At 66.5% G+C, this 15,758-nt stretch carries 12 protein-coding genes; all 12 read left to right on the top strand.

The annotated features are described in order from the left end of the window. Positions 1–42 precede the first annotated feature (42 nt). The 12 genes from glf to D5S18_RS13095 all read left to right on the top strand — a co-directional run bounded on the left by glf (position 43) and on the right by D5S18_RS13095 (position 15,629). Positions 43–1,263 carry a UDP-galactopyranose mutase gene (gene glf / locus D5S18_RS13040; RefSeq protein WP_120040268.1) on the top strand — a complete coding sequence of 407 codons (1,221 nt, stop codon included), beginning with the start codon at positions 43–45 and terminating at the stop codon, positions 1,261–1,263. Further along, entirely contained in the window at positions 1,260–3,194 is a 1,935-nt protein-coding gene (locus D5S18_RS13045; protein WP_120040270.1) for a glycosyltransferase, read from the top strand. Before glf ends, D5S18_RS13045 begins: the two co-directional genes overlap by 4 nt. Before the next feature lie 8 nt (positions 3,195–3,202). Then, entirely contained in the window at positions 3,203–3,772 is a 570-nt protein-coding gene (locus tag D5S18_RS13050) for a phosphatase PAP2 family protein (RefSeq protein ID WP_439651116.1), read from the top strand. Then, a complete protein-coding gene (locus tag D5S18_RS13055) occupies positions 3,765–4,697 on the top strand; it encodes a decaprenyl-phosphate phosphoribosyltransferase (protein ID WP_120040272.1) in 933 nt (310 codons plus the stop codon). Before D5S18_RS13050 ends, D5S18_RS13055 begins: the two co-directional genes overlap by 8 nt. 4 nt (positions 4,698–4,701) lie before the next feature. Further along, positions 4,702–6,627: an arabinofuranosyltransferase AftB family protein gene (locus tag D5S18_RS13060; RefSeq protein WP_282434845.1), complete on the top strand. Its 1,926-nt coding sequence runs from the start codon at positions 4,702–4,704 to the stop codon at positions 6,625–6,627. Between the two features lie 290 nt (positions 6,628–6,917). Next, complete coding sequence (locus D5S18_RS13065; RefSeq protein ID WP_120040274.1) at positions 6,918–8,006, top strand: alpha/beta hydrolase; 1,089 nt, start codon at positions 6,918–6,920, stop codon at positions 8,004–8,006. Positions 8,007–8,306: 300 nt separating this feature from the next. Next, positions 8,307–9,383, top strand: coding sequence for an alpha/beta hydrolase (locus D5S18_RS13070; protein WP_120040276.1), 1,077 nt, complete (start codon positions 8,307–8,309; stop codon positions 9,381–9,383). A gap of 243 nt (positions 9,384–9,626) precedes the next feature. Next, complete coding sequence (locus D5S18_RS13075; protein WP_120040278.1) at positions 9,627–10,649, top strand: alpha/beta hydrolase; 1,023 nt, start codon at positions 9,627–9,629, stop codon at positions 10,647–10,649. Positions 10,650–10,956: 307 nt separating this feature from the next. Further along, positions 10,957–12,000, top strand: a complete 1,044-nt coding sequence (locus tag D5S18_RS13080) for an alpha/beta hydrolase (RefSeq protein ID WP_120040280.1) — start codon at positions 10,957–10,959, stop codon at positions 11,998–12,000. Between the two features lie 158 nt (positions 12,001–12,158). Then, a complete protein-coding gene (locus D5S18_RS13085) occupies positions 12,159–14,006 on the top strand; it encodes an alpha/beta hydrolase-fold protein (protein WP_120040282.1) in 1,848 nt (615 codons plus the stop codon). A gap of 82 nt (positions 14,007–14,088) precedes the next feature. Then, a complete protein-coding gene (locus D5S18_RS13090) occupies positions 14,089–14,634 on the top strand; it encodes a DUF732 domain-containing protein (RefSeq protein ID WP_120040284.1) in 546 nt (181 codons plus the stop codon). Further along, positions 14,631–15,629: a cutinase family protein gene (locus D5S18_RS13095; RefSeq protein WP_120040286.1), complete on the top strand. Its 999-nt coding sequence runs from the start codon at positions 14,631–14,633 to the stop codon at positions 15,627–15,629. Before D5S18_RS13090 ends, D5S18_RS13095 begins: the two co-directional genes overlap by 4 nt. The last annotated feature ends 129 nt before the right edge of the window (positions 15,630–15,758 follow it).

Consider the following 15,758-nt stretch of genomic DNA (forward strand, 5'->3'; position numbering starts at 1 on the left):
TCGACCGGGTGCCCCGCGCGACTTCCGATACGCTGGGCACCCGTGACCGTCGCATCGTCCCCTGGCACCTCCGCCGCCCAGTTCGACCTGATCGTCGTCGGCTCCGGATTCTTCGGGCTGACCATCGCCGAACGCGCCGCCACCCAGCTGAACAAGCGGGTGCTGGTGCTCGATCGCCGCTACCACCTCGGCGGCAACGCCTATTCGGAGCCGGAGCCGGAAACCGGGATCGAGGTGCACAAATACGGGGCGCACCTGTTCCACACCTCGAATCAGCGGGTGTGGGACTACGTCACCCAGTTCACCGAGTTCACCGGATATCAGCACCGGGTTTTCGCGCTGCACAAGGGGCAGGCCTTCCAGTTCCCGATGGGGCTCGGCCTGCTCTCGCAGTTCTTCGGCCGCTACTTCACCCCCGACGAGGCGCGCAAGCTGATCGCCGATCAGTCCGCCGAGATCGACACCAAGGATGCGCAGAATCTGGAGGAGAAGGCGATCTCGCTGATCGGCCGCCCGCTCTACGAGGCGTTCATCCGCGATTACACCGCCAAGCAGTGGCAGACCGATCCGACCGAATTGCCGACGGGCATCATCACCCGCCTGCCGGTGCGCTACACCTTCGACAACCGCTACTTCAACGACACCTATGAGGGTCTGCCCAAGCAGGGGTACACGAAGTGGTTGGAGAATATGGCCGCCTCCGATCTGATCGAGGTGCGGCTCAATACCGACTACTTCGATGTTCGCGATGAGTTGCGCGAGCTCAATCCGGACGCCCCCGTGGTCTACACCGGCCCGCTGGATCGCTACTTCGACTACGTCGAGGGCGAATTGGGTTGGCGCACCATCGAGTTCGAGACCGAGGTGCTGGAAACCGGTGATTTCCAAGGCACTTCGGTCATGAACTACAACGACGGCGATGTGCCCTTCACCCGCATCATCGAGCCGCGCCACTTCCATCCCGAGCGCGACTACCCGACCGACAAGACGGTCATCATGCGCGAGTTCTCCCGTTTCGCGCAGTCCGGCGACGAGCCGTACTACCCGATCAACACCCCGGAGGATCGCGCCAAACTGCTCGCCTACCGCGAGCGCGCCGCGAAGGAAACCGCGACGGAGAAGGTGCTTTTCGGTGGCCGCCTCGGCACCTACCAGTACCTGGACATGCACATGGCCATCGGCAGCGCGCTGAGCATGTTCGACAACGTGCTGCGCCCGCACCTGGAATCCGGTGCCCCCCTGACGGATTCGGAGCAAGCGTGACCCAATCGATCCTGGAAGAGACGACGGCGCCGACCCGCGCGGTAGCGCTGCTGGCGCGAATCATCCTGCCCCGACCGGGCGAGCCGCTGGATGTGCGCACCCTCTACCTGGAGGAGTCGCCCACCAACGCGCGCCGCGCGCACGCGCCCACCCGCACCTCGCTGTCGATCGGCGCGGAGTCGGAGGTGTCGTTCTGCACCTACTTCAACGCGCTGCCCGCGAGCTACTGGCGGCGCTGGTCGGTGCTGAATTCGGTGGTGCTGCGGCTGGAGTTGGCCGGACACGGTCGGGTCGACCTGTACCGGTCCAAGGCGGATGGTTCGCGAATCCATGTGCGGGGCAGTGAATTCTCGGTGGGCGAGTCGGGCGCGGCGGCGACGACGGTCGAGTTCGAAGCCGATCTCGGCCCGTTCGAGGACGGCGGCTGGCTCTGGTTCGATATCACCACCGACACCGCGGTCACGCTGCTCTCGGGCGGTTGGTACGCACCCGTCGCCGCGCCGGGGGAGGGCAGCATCGCCATCGGCATGCCGACCTTCAACCGTCCCACCGACGCGGTGAAAACCATTGCCGCCCTCGGCTCGGACCCGCTGGTGCTCGAGCACATCGAGGCCGTGATCATTCCGGACCAGGGCACCAGGAAGGTCGTCGACGAACCCGGATTCGCCGAGGCCGCGACGGCGCTCGGTCCGCGCCTGCGCTTCCACGATCAGCCCAATCTCGGCGGTTCCGGCGGATACAGCCGGGTCATGTACGAGGCGCTGAAGACCACCGACGCCGAATTCATCGTCTACATGGACGACGATATCGAGATCGAGCCGGATTCGATCCTGCGCGCCTTGGCTTTCTCGCGCTTCGCCAAGCATCCGATGCTGGTCGGCGGCCAGATGCTCAACCTGCAGGAGCGCTCGCACCTGCACGTCATGGGCGAGGTGGTCGACCGGTCCGTGTTCATGTGGACCGCGGCGCCGAATGTGGAGTACGACCACGACTTCGCCAAGAATCCGCTGCGCGACCGCGACAATTCCAAACTGCTGCACCGGCGCATCGATGTCGACTTCAACGGTTGGTGGACCTGCGTCATCCCCAAACAGGTGGCGGAGAAGATCGGTCAGCCGCTGCCGCTGTTCCTCAAGTGGGACGACGTGGAGTACGGTCTGCGCGCCCGCGCCGCGGGCCATCCCACCGTCACCCTGCCCGGTGCGGCGGTGTGGCATATGGCCTGGAGCGACAAGGACGACGCCATCGACTGGCAGGCGTACTTCCACCTGCGCAATCGCCTGGTGGTCGCGTCGCTGCACCTGCCGGGCAATGGCGGCGCCATGGTGCTCAACACCGTCAAGGCCACGCTGAAACATCTGCTGTGCCTGGAGTATTCGACGGTCGCGGTGCAGAACCTGGCCATCCGCGACTTCCTGGCCGGGCCGGAGCGGCTGTTCCAATTGCTGCCCAGCGCGCTGGGCGCGGTGCACGAACTGCGGCGGCAGTATCCGGACGCGGTCATCCTGCCCTCCTCCACCGACCTGCCGCTGGCCAGCCACCTGAATGTCGGCGCGGTCGGCGAACCGGCCAATCCGCTGGCCAAGATCGCCCGTTTGGGCAAGGGCATCCTGCACAATCTGCGTCCCGCCCGCACCGAACATCACGACACCCCGCAACTGAATGTGCCGACGCTGGACGCGCGCTGGTACCTGCTCTCGCAGGTCGACGGCGTCACGGTGACCACGGCCGACGGGCGCGGCGTCGTCTACCGCAAACGTGATCCGCGCCAGGCGCTCGGCCTGCTGCGGGAGGCGCTGCGGCTGCGCAAAGAGCTCGCCGACCGCTTCCCGGAGTTGCGGGAGCGCTATCGTGCCGCACATCCGCAATTGACGAGCGCCGCGGCCTGGGAGCATGCCTTCGGGATCGAACAGAACGGGAGTCAGCAGTAGTGAACGCCGTGAATCCGAGCCTGCGCGACGGGGATTCCCGCCCGCCGGAGGTGGCGATCATCAATGCCGTGCAGGCGACACTGGGCAGCAAACCCGCCGTGGTGTCCGCCGCGCGCGGTATGTCGCACTTCGGCGAGCACGCCCTCGGCTGGGTCGGGATCGCGGCCGCGGGCTGGCTGATGGACAAGCCCCGCCGCAGACAGTGGGCGGGTGTCGCGGTGGGCGCGGTCGGCGCGCACGCGGCCTCCATCGTGATCAAACGGATCGTGCGTCGCCCGCGCCCGCACGATCCCTCGGTGCAGGTGAACGTGTCGACGCCGAGCAAGCTCAGCTTCCCGTCCTCGCACGCGACTTCGACCGCGGCGGCGGCGGTGCTGCTCGGAAAACTGACCGGGCTACCCTTGCCTGCGGTGCTCGTCCCGCCCATGGTGCTCTCGCGCGTGGTGCTCGGCGTGCACTACCCCTCCGACGTGCTGGCCGGTTCCGTGCTCGGCGCCGCGTCGGCCGCCGTCGTACTCGCCGCCGAGAAGAGACTCGACAGCGACCGCACAGGAAGGAGCTCGAGTCGAGATGAGTGAGGAACCGACCGGTGCCGACCTAGCCGAGGCCGCTGTCAAAGGTCCGCCGAAGACGTTGGCGGGCGGGCTGATCAAGGCCATCCGACCCCGCCAGTGGGTCAAGAACGTGCTGGTGCTCGCCGCACCGCTGGCTGCCGGTGAGAAGGTGCTCACCGACACTGCGGTGCTGGCCCATATCGGCATCGCGTTCGTGGTGTTCTGTTTGGCCGCCTCGGGTGTGTACCTGGTCAACGACGCACTGGACGTGGAGGCCGACCGCGCCCACCCGACCAAGCGTTTCCGGCCCATCGCGGCGGGCATCATCCCGGTGAATCTGGCCTACACGCTGGCCGTGGTGCTGTTCGCGGCCGCACTGGCCGGGTCGTTCCTGGCGCGCTGGCAGTTGGCGGCGACGATGGCGGTCTACATCGTCGTCCAGCTCGCCTACTGCTTCGGACTCAAACATCAAGCCGTACTGGATATCTGCATCGTGTCCTCGGGCTTCCTGCTGCGCGCGGTCGCCGGTGGCGCGGCGGCGAATATCCCGCTGTCGCAGTGGTTCCTGCTGATCATGGCGTTCGGCTCGCTGTTCATGGCCGCGGGCAAGCGCTACGCCGAATTGCAGATCGCGCTGACCACCGGCGCCAAGATCCGCAAATCCCTGGAGTACTACACACCCACCTATCTGCGCTTCGTGTGGACCGTCTCGGCCACCGCCGTGGTGGTGTTCTACGGGCTGTGGGCCTTCCAGCAGGGGACCCTGAAAGACACCCAGTGGTTCGCGATCTCGATGGTGCCGTTTACCATCGCAATCCTGCGTTACGCGGTCGACGTCGACGGTGGTGAGGCCGGCGAACCCGAAGAGATCGCGCTGGGGGACCGAGTCCTCCAGTTCCTGGCAATCGCTTGGATGGGAGCGGTAGGTGTCGCTGTCTATCTCAACTGACGAGATGGTGGTAGCGGGAACGGAATCGGAAGACAGCGAATTCGGGCGGCCCACCGTCGAGCGTTCCCGCTCGACGGCCGCGCTGCTATCCCGCGCCACCTTCGTCGGTGGGATGACACTCACCGTGGCGCTTTTCGCGGTCGGGGCCTGGAATCGGCGCTGGATCGCCGACGACGGTCTGATCGTGCTGCGCACCGTGCGGAATCTGTTGGCGGGCAACGGCCCGGTCTTCAACGAGGGTGAGCGGGTCGAGACCAATACCAGCGCCGCGTGGACCTACGTGGTGTGGTTTTTCAGCTGGGTCACCCATCTTCGCCTCGAATACGTGGTGCTCGGCGTGACGCTGGCACTGTCGATGGCCGCGATCGTGTTCGCCATGATCGGCACCGCCCGGCTGTGGGGTGGGGCGGCCGCGTCGCTGCTGCTTCCGGCGGGGGCGCTGGTGTACATCGCGCTGCCGCCTGCCCGCGACTACGCCTCCTCCGGTCTGGAGAGCGGTCTGGTCATTTTCTGGGTCGCGGTGCTGTGGTGGCTGCTGGTGCGTTGGGCGCGGGCCGAGCAGGTGCGTCTGGCCGGTCTGTTGGTGCTGGCGTTCTGGGCGGGTCTGGCTCCGGTCGTTCGTCCCGAGATGACGATGTTCGCGGCTCCGGCGCTGCTGATGGTCTTCTGCGCACCCGTGACGGTGGCGCGTTGGCGGCCGATAGTGGTGCGCGCCTTGATGATCGCCGCTGCCGGGTTGATTCCGGTCGGCTATCAGATCTGGCGGATGGGCTACTACGGACTGCCCTATCCGAATACCGCCGTCGCCAAGGACGCGGGTGGGGCCAAATGGAAACAGGGCTTCACCTACCTGTGGGATCTGGTCGGCCCGTACTACCTGTGGGTGCCGCTGCTGGTGCTGCTGGTGGTGGGCGTGTTGGCCGTTCGACCGAGGTTGGCCGGGCGTAAAGCCGAAGCGCCGGAGGAGCGGCGGCTCACCGTGCGCGGGGTGCGGATCTGGCTGCGTTCACCGAGCGCCGTGGTCACGCTGGTCTTGGGCAGCGCCCTGATCCTCACCGTCTACGCGCTGCGCGTCGGCGGCGATTTCATGCACGGGCGCGTGCTGCTGACCCAGTTGTTCATGTTCCTGCTTCCGGTCGCCGTGGTGCCGGTGCGACTGCCCGTATTCGGCCAGGGCACGACGCGGGACTGGTCCTTCGCCGTCATCGGAATTGCGCTGCTCGGCACCGCGGGTTGGGCGCTGTTCGCGGCGAATACCACCGCGATCAAGGCGGGCACCAAACTCACCTCGACCGGCATCGTGGACGAGCGCATCTACTACGTGCTCAATTCCGGACACGACCATCCGATCCTGGCCGAGGACTATCTCGACTATCCGCGCATGCGCGCCATGGTCAACGACATCGCCAATACGCCCAATGGCGCGCTGTTGCTCAGCTCGCCGTCGTATATGAGCTGGTTCACCGCGCCGCCGCCGCTGCCCATTCCCGAGGGCGGCGCCGGACATACGGTCTACTTCCTGAACCTGGGGATGACCAGCATGAATGTGCCGCTGAACGTGCGGGTCATCGATCAGATGGGTTTGGCCTACCCGCTGGCCGCGCACACCGACCGACTCACCGACGGCCGGATCGGGCACGACAAGAACCTCTACCCGGACTGGGTCATCGTGGACACCGGCATGGTCGATCAGCATCCGTGGATGCCGTTCTACCTGGACGAGCGCTGGGTCTCGCAGGCTCGGGTCGCCATGTCCTGTCCGGATACCCGCGCGCTGCTCATCTCCTCGCGCGATCCGCTGACCTTCTCCCGATTCCGGCACAACTTCAAGAACGCGATGCGGTTCGCCAAGTACCGCATCGATCGGGTGCCCAAGTACGAGTTGCAGCGGTGCGGATTGCCCGATCCGTTCCCGACGCCGCAGCGCTGATGCCGTCGCTGTTCGTGTTGCCTCTGTCACGGTAGGGGCTCGCCAAGGTTGGTCACACCAGGCACACTCATCACGGTGTGCTCAGTGGTCGCACTGGTGGGTTCATACAAAGTGGTGTTCACCGCTTTATCTCGTTTTGATAACGTCGGCACATGGGGTAGCCGCTAGGCTCCCCCTGGTAGCCCGCCCGTGATGCCGACAAGAGAATTCTCGGCAACATCTCTCGGCAGCATCGCAGGCGGGCACGGACACACGCGGCCCGCGGCCGCACGAACGAAAGGCCAAACCTGATGCGAGGCGTGTTCGGGCGTCCACTGCGGCGCGCGCGACGAACCGGCGACCGAAGAACCGGATGGCTCAAAAGCTCGGCGCTCGGCGCGCTGGCGCTGATCCTGCCGCTGGGCGGATCGCTGGCCGTCCCGGCCGCGACGGCCTCGGCGGCCTTCAATCCCGCGGGTTTCGACTTCTGGGTCGACTCCAGCATGGGTCCGATCAAGTCGCGGGTGTTCCGCGCGGCCGACGGCAACACCGGCCGGGTCGTCTACGCGCTCGACGGTATGCGCGCGCGGGGCGATCTGAACGGCTGGGAGATCGAGACCAATATCGCCGCCGAACTGACCAAGTGGAATATCAATGTGGTGATGCCGGTCGGCGGCCCGTCCAGCTTCTACGCGGACTGGAACGCCCCCAGCAACTTCTTCGGTATCAACACCGGGTCGGGCGGCTCCTCGGGTTCGTCCTCCGGTTCGGCGATGACCGGATCCAGCGGCTGGCAGGAGACCCTGGGCAAGACCTCCACCTACAAGTGGGAGTCCTTCCTCACCGGCGACCTGCGCAATGCGCTGCGGGATCGGTTGGGCTTCAACCCGAGCCGCAATGGCGTGTTCGGTCTGTCCATGGGCGGTAGCGCCGCGCTCACGCTGGCGGCCTATCACCCGGATCAGTTCAGCTACGCGGGGTCCTACTCCGGCTACCTGAATATCTCCGCGCCGGGTATGCGCGAGGCGATGCGCGCGGCCATGCTCAGCGCGGGCGGCTACAACATCGACGCGATGGCTCCGCCGTGGGGTCCGCAGTGGCTGCGGATGGATCCGTTCGTCTTCGCGCCGCTGCTGAAGGCCAATGGCACCCGCCTGTGGGTGGCGGCCGGCAGTGGCATTCCTGGCGCGTCGGATGTCAGGTCCCCGATGGACATCATCCAGGGCTCGCCGCTGGAAGCGTTGGCGCTGGCGAACACTCGCGCCTTCCAGGTTCGCATGCTGACGCTGGGCGCGGATAACGTCACGTACGACTTCCCGGCCATCGGTGTGCACAACTGGCGCAACTGGGAGGACGAGGTCAACCGGATGATTCCGGACCTGTCGGCCAATATCGGCTGAGTTCTCGGATCGTAAGGCCGCCCGGCGCCTGCCGGGCGGCCTTTTTCGTTTTCGAACCCATCCCGCTCGGGCGTCGATTTCGTGACGTGGCGCATCGGAATGGTTGTGGGTTGGATCACCATCCAGCAACATATAGGCATTCCTGAGCGATGGATAGCTGGAGAACCTGCCCGCGGGTCGAATTGTCCGAAGTGCCAAGGATTTAGCGGCAACAGACGGCGACCGGCGGTGCTCGATGAGGTGCCGATTCGGCTAGCTGCATATTCGCCAATCGGTCACTTGGACGAAAGGTCGATTCGAATGCGAACACAGCGCTGGATCCGTAGGCCCGCACGCCGGGCGGCATCCGGATCGCGTCTGCGGCGGATATCTCTCGGACTGGTGGCGGCCCTGCTGCTGCCCTTCGGCATCGTTCTGCTGGGCAGCGGCACCGCCGCGGCGGGCTTCAATCCGGCGGCCTTCGACTTCTGGGTCGACTCGGCGATGGGGCCGATCAAATCCCGCATCGTGCGTGCGGCCGACGGCAATACCAACCGGGTCGTCTACGCCCTCGACGGTATGCGCGCCCGCGAGGATCTCAACGGGTGGGAGATCGAGACCAATGTGGCCGAGGTGCTGGCCAGTTGGAATATCAATGTGGTGCTGCCGGTCGGCGGCGAGTCCAGCTTCTACGCCGACTGGAACGCGCCCAGCGAATTCCTGGGCATCCCGGCGGGCACCGGCTCGAGCTCCGGCTCCGGCGCGATGAACGCCCTGGCCGCCGGTCCCGGCAAGAGCTACCGCTACCAGTGGGAGTCCTTCCTGGAGAACGATCTGCGCTGGGCGCTGCGGGATCGGTTGGGCTTCAACCCGAATCGCAATGGCGTATTCGGCCTGTCGATGGGTGGCAGCGCCGCGCTCACCCTGGCGGCCTACCACCCGGATCACTACAGCTACGCCGGGTCCTACTCCGGCTACCTGAATATCTCCGCGCCCGGTATGCGCGAGGCCATTCGCGCCGCCATGCTCGACGCGGGCGGTTACAACGTCGACGCGATGGCTCCGCCGTGGGGTCCGCAGTGGCTGCGGATGGATCCGTTCGTCTTCGCACCGCGACTGGTGGCCAACGGCACCAGGCTGTGGATCGCGGCGGGCAGCGGTCTGCCCAGGCAGGACGATCTGAGCATCCCGTTCGGCGACGCCGCGGACCGGGTGGTCAAGGGCGGTCCGCTGGAGGCGTTGGCGCTGGCCAACACTCGCGCCTTCCAGGTGCGCATGGCCACCCTGGGCGCGTCCAATGTGACCTACTCCTTCCCCAATGTCGGTCTGCACGCCTGGACCAACTGGCAGGACGAGGCGTACCGGATGATCCCGGATCTGTCCGCGAACATCGGGTAGGTCCGAACCGTGCTCCGCTGCCGCCCGGCACCGATTCGGTGCCGGGCGGCGCGGCGTTTTCCGGGGGTTAGCCGAAATGCCTGTGCTCGAATGACCTCGAAAATGCTCTCCGTATGTCACGATCATGTCTCGCTGGGTGTTTCTGATAGGCACATTCCGAATAACTGCCGATAGAAAGCGGTAGCGCGGCGGAAGGGTCGCGGCTGCGGTCAATGGCGATCGAACGGGCGAAAGGTCGAGTCGATGCGGTGTGGCGAGGTGCGCGGGGGGATTGCTGCAATCCGGAAATCGGGTCGTTGGCCGGGTCGGCTGCGCCGGCTGGCGCTCGGTCTGGTGTGCGCGCTGGCGGTGTCGTTCGGTTCGACGGCACTGGGTTCGGTCGCGCCCGCCGCTGCGAGTTTCGATCCGGCCGGATTCGATTTCTGGGTCGATTCCGCCATGGGGCCGATCAAGAGTCGCGTGTTCCGGGCGGCCGACGGCAATACCCGCCGCGTGGTGTACGCCCTCGACGGTCTGCGCGCGCGAAACGATCTGAGCGGCTGGGAGATCGATACCGACATCTCCAGGGTGCTGCCGCAGTGGAATATCAATGTGGTGATGCCGGTGGGCGGCGAGGCCAGCTTCTATTCGGACTGGATCGCACCGAGCAATACCAACGCACAGCCGGTTACCTACCGGTGGGAAACCTTCCTCACGCAGGATCTGCGCAATGCGCTGCGGGACCGGCTCGGCTTCAATCCGGCGGGCAACGGCGTGTTCGGATTGTCCATGGGCGGCAGTGCGGCGCTGACCCTGGCCGCCTATCACCCGGACCAATTCCGCTACGCGGGTTCCTATTCGGGGTATCTCAATATTTCCGCGCCGGGTATGCGCGAGGGTCTGCGGATGGCGCTGCTGGACGCGGGCGGGTTCAACATCGACGCCATGTGGGGTCCGCCATGGGATCCCAAGTGGTTGCGCAACGATCCGTTCATGTTCGCGCCGCTGTTGCGGGACAACGGAACTCGGCTCTGGATCTCGAGCGGTAGCGGGCGCAACGGACCGGCGGACGCGGTCAACTCGGCCATGGACGCCTATCACCTCGGCAATGCGATGGCCCTGGAGACCATCGCACTCGCCAATACCCGTGCCTTCCAGGCCAGGATGGACAGTCTCGGTCCGAGCAATGCCGTATTCGACTTCACGCCGATCGGCGTGCACTCCTGGTACTACTGGCAGGACGAGGTTTTCAAGATGCTGCCGGATCTGAGCGCGAACCTGGGCTAATTCCGTGGCGCGCCACGTGAATTCCCGCATAGGGGGCGACATCGCCGGGCGGACGCGATATCGTCACCGCACGATCACATCCGGCTGACGGGCGGATTTCGGCCACCTGATTGCCTCCGCCTTGCTAAGGCTTCGGGGGTCGAATATCGTCCAGCGAGCGCAAGTGTGACCAAGACGATTACCGCCGTCATTTAGTGCCGGAGGTCGAGATCCGGTAGGACTATGACAAGCGTCTCGTAGGCAGCACGGGTGTCGCCGCGCTCACGGCGTGCGCCGACACCACAACAGCAGAAAGAGAGCAGGATTCATGCGTTTCGGCAGGGCCGCCGCGCCGAGTGGGAACAGGTCGCAGCGGCGAGGCGCACCTCGCGGGTGGCGTCATCGAATTCTGGCAGTCGGCGCGGCCGCGCTGGCACTACCCATCGCCGCCGGTGCGGCGGCGCCCACCATGGCGACGGCGGCTCCGGCCGCGGTCTCCGGTCCGGCGCTGCGCACCCCATCGGGCGGCCTGGAGGACCTGATGGTCCCCTCCAGCATGGGGCCGATCAAGGTCCAGGTGCAGTGGGCGGCGCGCGGCGGTAACGCGGCGCTGTATCTGCTCGACGGTCTGCGCGCCCGCGACGACCGCAATGCCTGGTCCTTCGAGACCAATGCGCTGGCGCAATTCGCCAATGACAACATCAGCCTGATCATGCCGGTCGGCGGCCAGTCCAGCTTCTACACCGACTGGTACGCCCCGAGCAATACCAACGGCCAGAAGACCACCTACAAGTGGGAAACCTTCCTCACCAAGGAACTTCCCGCCTTCCTGGAGGGCTACGGCGTCTCCAGCAAGAACAACGCGGTGGCCGGTCTGTCCATGGGCGGCAGTGCCGCGCTGGCCTTGGCCGCCTACCACCGCGAGCAGTTCAAGGCCGCCGCGTCGTACTCCGGCTACCTGAACATCTCCGCGCCCGGTATGCGCGAGGCGATCCGCATCGCCATGCTCGACGCGGGCCGCTTCAATGTCGACTCGATGGCCTCGCCGTGGAGTCCGCAGTGGCTGCGCATGGACCCGTTCGTGTTCGCGCCGCAGTTGCGCGGTCTGCCGATGTACATCTCGGCGGCCAGTGGTCTGCCGGGTCAGTTCGATCAGCCGAATTCGGCGATCGGCGTATTCAATACCGGTAATGCCATGGCGCTCGAGGCGCTGTCGCTGGTGAATACCCGTGCGTTCCAGGCTCGCCTGGGTTCGCTGGGTATCGCCGCGGCGTTCGATTTCCCCGGTTCGGGCACGCACTCCTGGAAGTACTGGGAGGCGGAGTTGGCCAAGTCGCGTCAGATGTTCCTGGACGCGACCGGCGGCAACTGATCGGTCGAAACCTGTCGCGACGCCGTCGCTTCCTCAGGGAGGCGGCGGCGTCGCGGTCGTTTTCCGGCCGTCGCACGCCGGGTGCGGCCCGCAACCAACTGGCCCATTCCCCGTGTGTCCTACCGGAAACCGCGCGTATGCCGGAGTAGAAAACTCTTGTGGTAGGCATTGTGCGCGGCAGTTGGCGGAGTTCGGGACGGCGGCGCGTCCGCCGGGCACTGGTCGCGACGGCGCTGGTATTACCGCTGGCAGCCGGTCTGTCGGCCGCGCCCGCGACGGCTCAGCCCGCGGCCGCGGCGCCGGTAGCGAGTGTGTCGCGCATGGTGTGGTTCGGTGATCGTCGGGTCGCGCTGTGGGTGGATTCCCCGGCGATGGGCGCGCCCGTTCAGGTGCAGTTGCTGTTGGCCCGCGACTGGAATACCCGCCCGGAGTCGCGATTCCCGACGCTCTATCTGCTCGATGGTCTGCGCGCCACCGAGGACGAGAGCGGCTGGACCAAGGACGCGGGCTCTGTCGACTTCTTCGCCGACAAGAACGCCACCGTCGTGCTGCCGATCGGTGGCCAGTCCAGCTTCTATTCCGATTGGCTGCAACCCAATAACGGCCGCAACTACAAGTGGGAGACCTTCCTCACCAAGGAGTTGCCGCCGCTGCTGGAGAACCAGTGGCGGGCCACGGAGGTGCGCGGCCTGGCGGGCCTGTCGATGGGTGGGACGGCCGCGATGTTCCTCGCGGCCCGCAATCCCGGCTTCGTCAAATACGCGGCCTCCTATTCCGGATTCCTGACCACCACCACCCTCGGTATGCCGCAGGCGATCCAGTTCGCGATGCGCGACGCGGGCGGATTCGACTCGACCGCCATGTGGGGTCCGCCGAACGGTCCGGAGTGGGCCGGACACGATCCGTACGCGCTGGCCGAGAAGCTCAAGGGCATAAGCCTTTACGTCTCCAGCGGTAGCGGCGCCACCGGACCGTTCGATCAGCCCTCCGGGATTCCGGGTGTGAGCACCAACTACGCGGGGATGGGTCTGGAGATCCTGTCCCGGCTCACCTCGCAGAACTTCATCACCAAACTGGGCAGACTCTCGATTCCCGCGCAGGTGAATTACCGCCCGTCCGGCACCCATTCGTGGCCGTACTGGGATTTCGAGATGCGGCAGTCCTGGGCGCAGGCGGCGGCCGCGCTCGGTGTGGATCCGGGCCGGGGGCCGTGCGGCGCGGGCGGTGCGATCGGCGCTGTCGCGGCGGGCAATGCGTGGCTCGGCGACTGTCTGACCGGTGAGTATCCGGTGAATGGCGGTGTGGCACAGGACTTCAAGGGCGGTCGGGTGTTCTACTCGCCCGGTACGGGCGCGCACGCGGTCGGCGGGATGATCGGCGGCGGCTACCAGGCGGCCGCGGGTCCGGCGGGTGTCCTCGGGCTGCCGACCGGTCCCGAGCGGGCGCTGCCGGACGGCAAGGGCCGCTTGCAGACCTTCCAGAACGGGTCGCTGTATTGGACGCCGCAGACCGGTGCGCAGGTGGTGCGCGGCGCGATCCTCGAGGAGTGGGGCAGGCAGGGCTTCGAGCGCGGCCCGGTGGGCTATCCGACCGGTCCGGAAGCCAAGACGCCCAATCGCGACGGTTCGGTCCAGGGTTTCGAGAACGGTCCGTTCTACTACAGCCCGCAGACGGGCGCGCACCGCGTGCAGGGGCTGATCCTCGGCAAGTACGCGCAACTGGGTTTCGAGAACAGTTGGCTGGGGTTCCCGGCGGGCGAGGAGCAGCCGATCAAGGATCTGGGGCGCTGGTCCCGCTTCGAGGGCGGCAGTATCTACTGGAGTCCGCTGTCGGGCGCGTGGGCGGTGCGCTCCGGACCGATCACAGACGCCTGGCGCGAGGCCGGTTTCGAGAACGGTCGCCTCGGCTATCCGATCAGCGACGAATTCCCGATTCCGGGCGGTGTGCAGCAGAACTTCCAGGCCGGATACATCATCGTGCGCGACGGCAGGGCCGAAGTTCACTGAGCTGCCAAGGTCCTCTCAGGGCCTGCCGCTAGCCTTGACGGCGACCTTCCCCCCGTATGCACAGATCGAGGACAGAAAATTCATGGATCGGACCCGTGGAAAGTTCGTCGGCGTGGTACTGGCGATCGCCGCAACCGGGCTGCTCGCCGCGTGTGGCGGCAATGACGCGTCGGCTTCGAAGACGCCGACCCTGAGCAGCAGCACCAGCGCGGCGGCGCACTCCTCCCAGGCCACCGCGCCCAGCCCGGCGGCGGGTGACACCGCGGGCGGCGGCGATCAGGCGCCCGCGCCCCAGGCCGCGCCGCAGCCCTCGGCGGCTCAAGAGCGCCCGCAGCCGGTGCCCGCCAATGCGGCGCCCCCCGCCGACACCTCGAAGCTCACCGACAAGGACAAGAAGTTCCTGGACGCGCTCAAGTCCCAGGGGCTGACGGTCACCAGTCCCGACAGCGCGCTCAGCGTCGCCACCTATGTGTGCCAGGCGCAGAAGTCCAATGCGAGCAATGACGATATCGTCCCGTTCGTCAATGCGATGGCCGGTTCGGATCCGTCCTTCGATCCGGCGAAGATGCCGGTGGAGAAGGCCGGGCAGATCTACATCGACGCGGCCAAGGCGACCTACTGCCAGTGAGTGCCAGACGTAGTGGCAGACCCCGCCGGTCCGGTCCGGCGGGGTGTCTGTGGAATCTCGCGAAGGTGATCGCGGTGATCGCGATCCTCGTCGTGATCGCCATCGTCATCTGGTACATCGCGGCCGGGCGGTACCGGCCGCCGGTCGGACCCAAACCGCCGCCGGGGCGGCCGGATACGCAGTCGGCGAGTTGTCCCGACGTGCAAATGATTTCGATTCCGGGCACCTGGGAGTCCAACAGCGGCGACGATCCGCACCGTCCCACCGCGAATCCGGCCTCGCTGATGCTCAATGTGTCGGGGCCGGTGGCGCAGAGCTTCCCCGAACAGCGGGTCGACGTGTACACGGTGCCCTACGTCGCGCAGTTCTCCAATCCGGTGGCGTTGCCGCCGGACGGGCAGGCGTCCTACAACGTGAGCCGCTCGGAAGGTGCGCAGCGCACGGTCGACGCCATGGCCGCTCGATACAAGCAGTGTCCGCTCACCACCTATGTGATCGCCGGATTCTCCCAAGGCGCGGTGATCGCGGGTGATGTTGCCTCGAGCATCGGCGCGAACAAAGGGCCGGTGCCGCAGGATCTGGTGCTCGGCGTCACCCTGATCGCCGATGGTCGCCGCACCGGCGAGGACGGGCCGGGCCAGGCCAGGCAGGTCGGTCCGCCGCCGCCCGGTGTCGGCGCGGAGATCGCGCTCGGTGGACTGGACGTCATGGGTATCACCATGACGGGTCCGAGGCCGGGCGGATTCGGCGCATTGGCCGAGCGCACCTATACGATCTGCGCTCCCAGCGACCTGATCTGCGACGCACCCAGGCAGGCGCTGAATCCGCTCAATATGATCCCGAGCGTCTTGCGGCTGGTCCAAGCCGCGGGCAATCCGGTGCACGCCATGTACAACAGCTACCGGGTCGACGAGAACGGCACCACCGCCACCCAGTGGACCGCGAAGTGGGCCGAGGGTCTGATCGAGGGCGCTCCGCATCCGAAACATTCATGAGTCCCCTTCCTGTGGATTCCAGGGTTGGCGCGGCAGCCGTTCGTGAATAGCCACAGGCCGCGCCGCGCGTCGCGGGTGGCGGCGCCAAGCGCGCCGCCACAAGCTCACAGAATCGAGGCGGCACGCTGT

This window comes from Nocardia panacis, assembly GCF_003598715.1.
GTDB classification, from domain to species: domain Bacteria; phylum Actinomycetota; class Actinomycetes; order Mycobacteriales; family Mycobacteriaceae; genus Nocardia; species Nocardia panacis.

Coding starts and splice junctions, on each gene's coding strand:
- D5S18_RS13055 (WP_120040272.1), top strand. CDS start 3,765: ATGAGTGAGGAACCGACCGGTGCCGACCTAGCCGAGGCCGCTGTCAAA.
- D5S18_RS13060 (WP_282434845.1), top strand. CDS start 4,702: ATGGTGGTAGCGGGAACGGAATCGGAAGACAGCGAATTCGGGCGGCCC.
- D5S18_RS13065 (WP_120040274.1), top strand. CDS start 6,918: ATGCGAGGCGTGTTCGGGCGTCCACTGCGGCGCGCGCGACGAACCGGC.
- D5S18_RS13070 (WP_120040276.1), top strand. CDS start 8,307: ATGCGAACACAGCGCTGGATCCGTAGGCCCGCACGCCGGGCGGCATCC.
- D5S18_RS13075 (WP_120040278.1), top strand. CDS start 9,627: ATGCGGTGTGGCGAGGTGCGCGGGGGGATTGCTGCAATCCGGAAATCG.
- D5S18_RS13080 (WP_120040280.1), top strand. CDS start 10,957: ATGCGTTTCGGCAGGGCCGCCGCGCCGAGTGGGAACAGGTCGCAGCGG.
- D5S18_RS13090 (WP_120040284.1), top strand. CDS start 14,089: ATGGATCGGACCCGTGGAAAGTTCGTCGGCGTGGTACTGGCGATCGCC.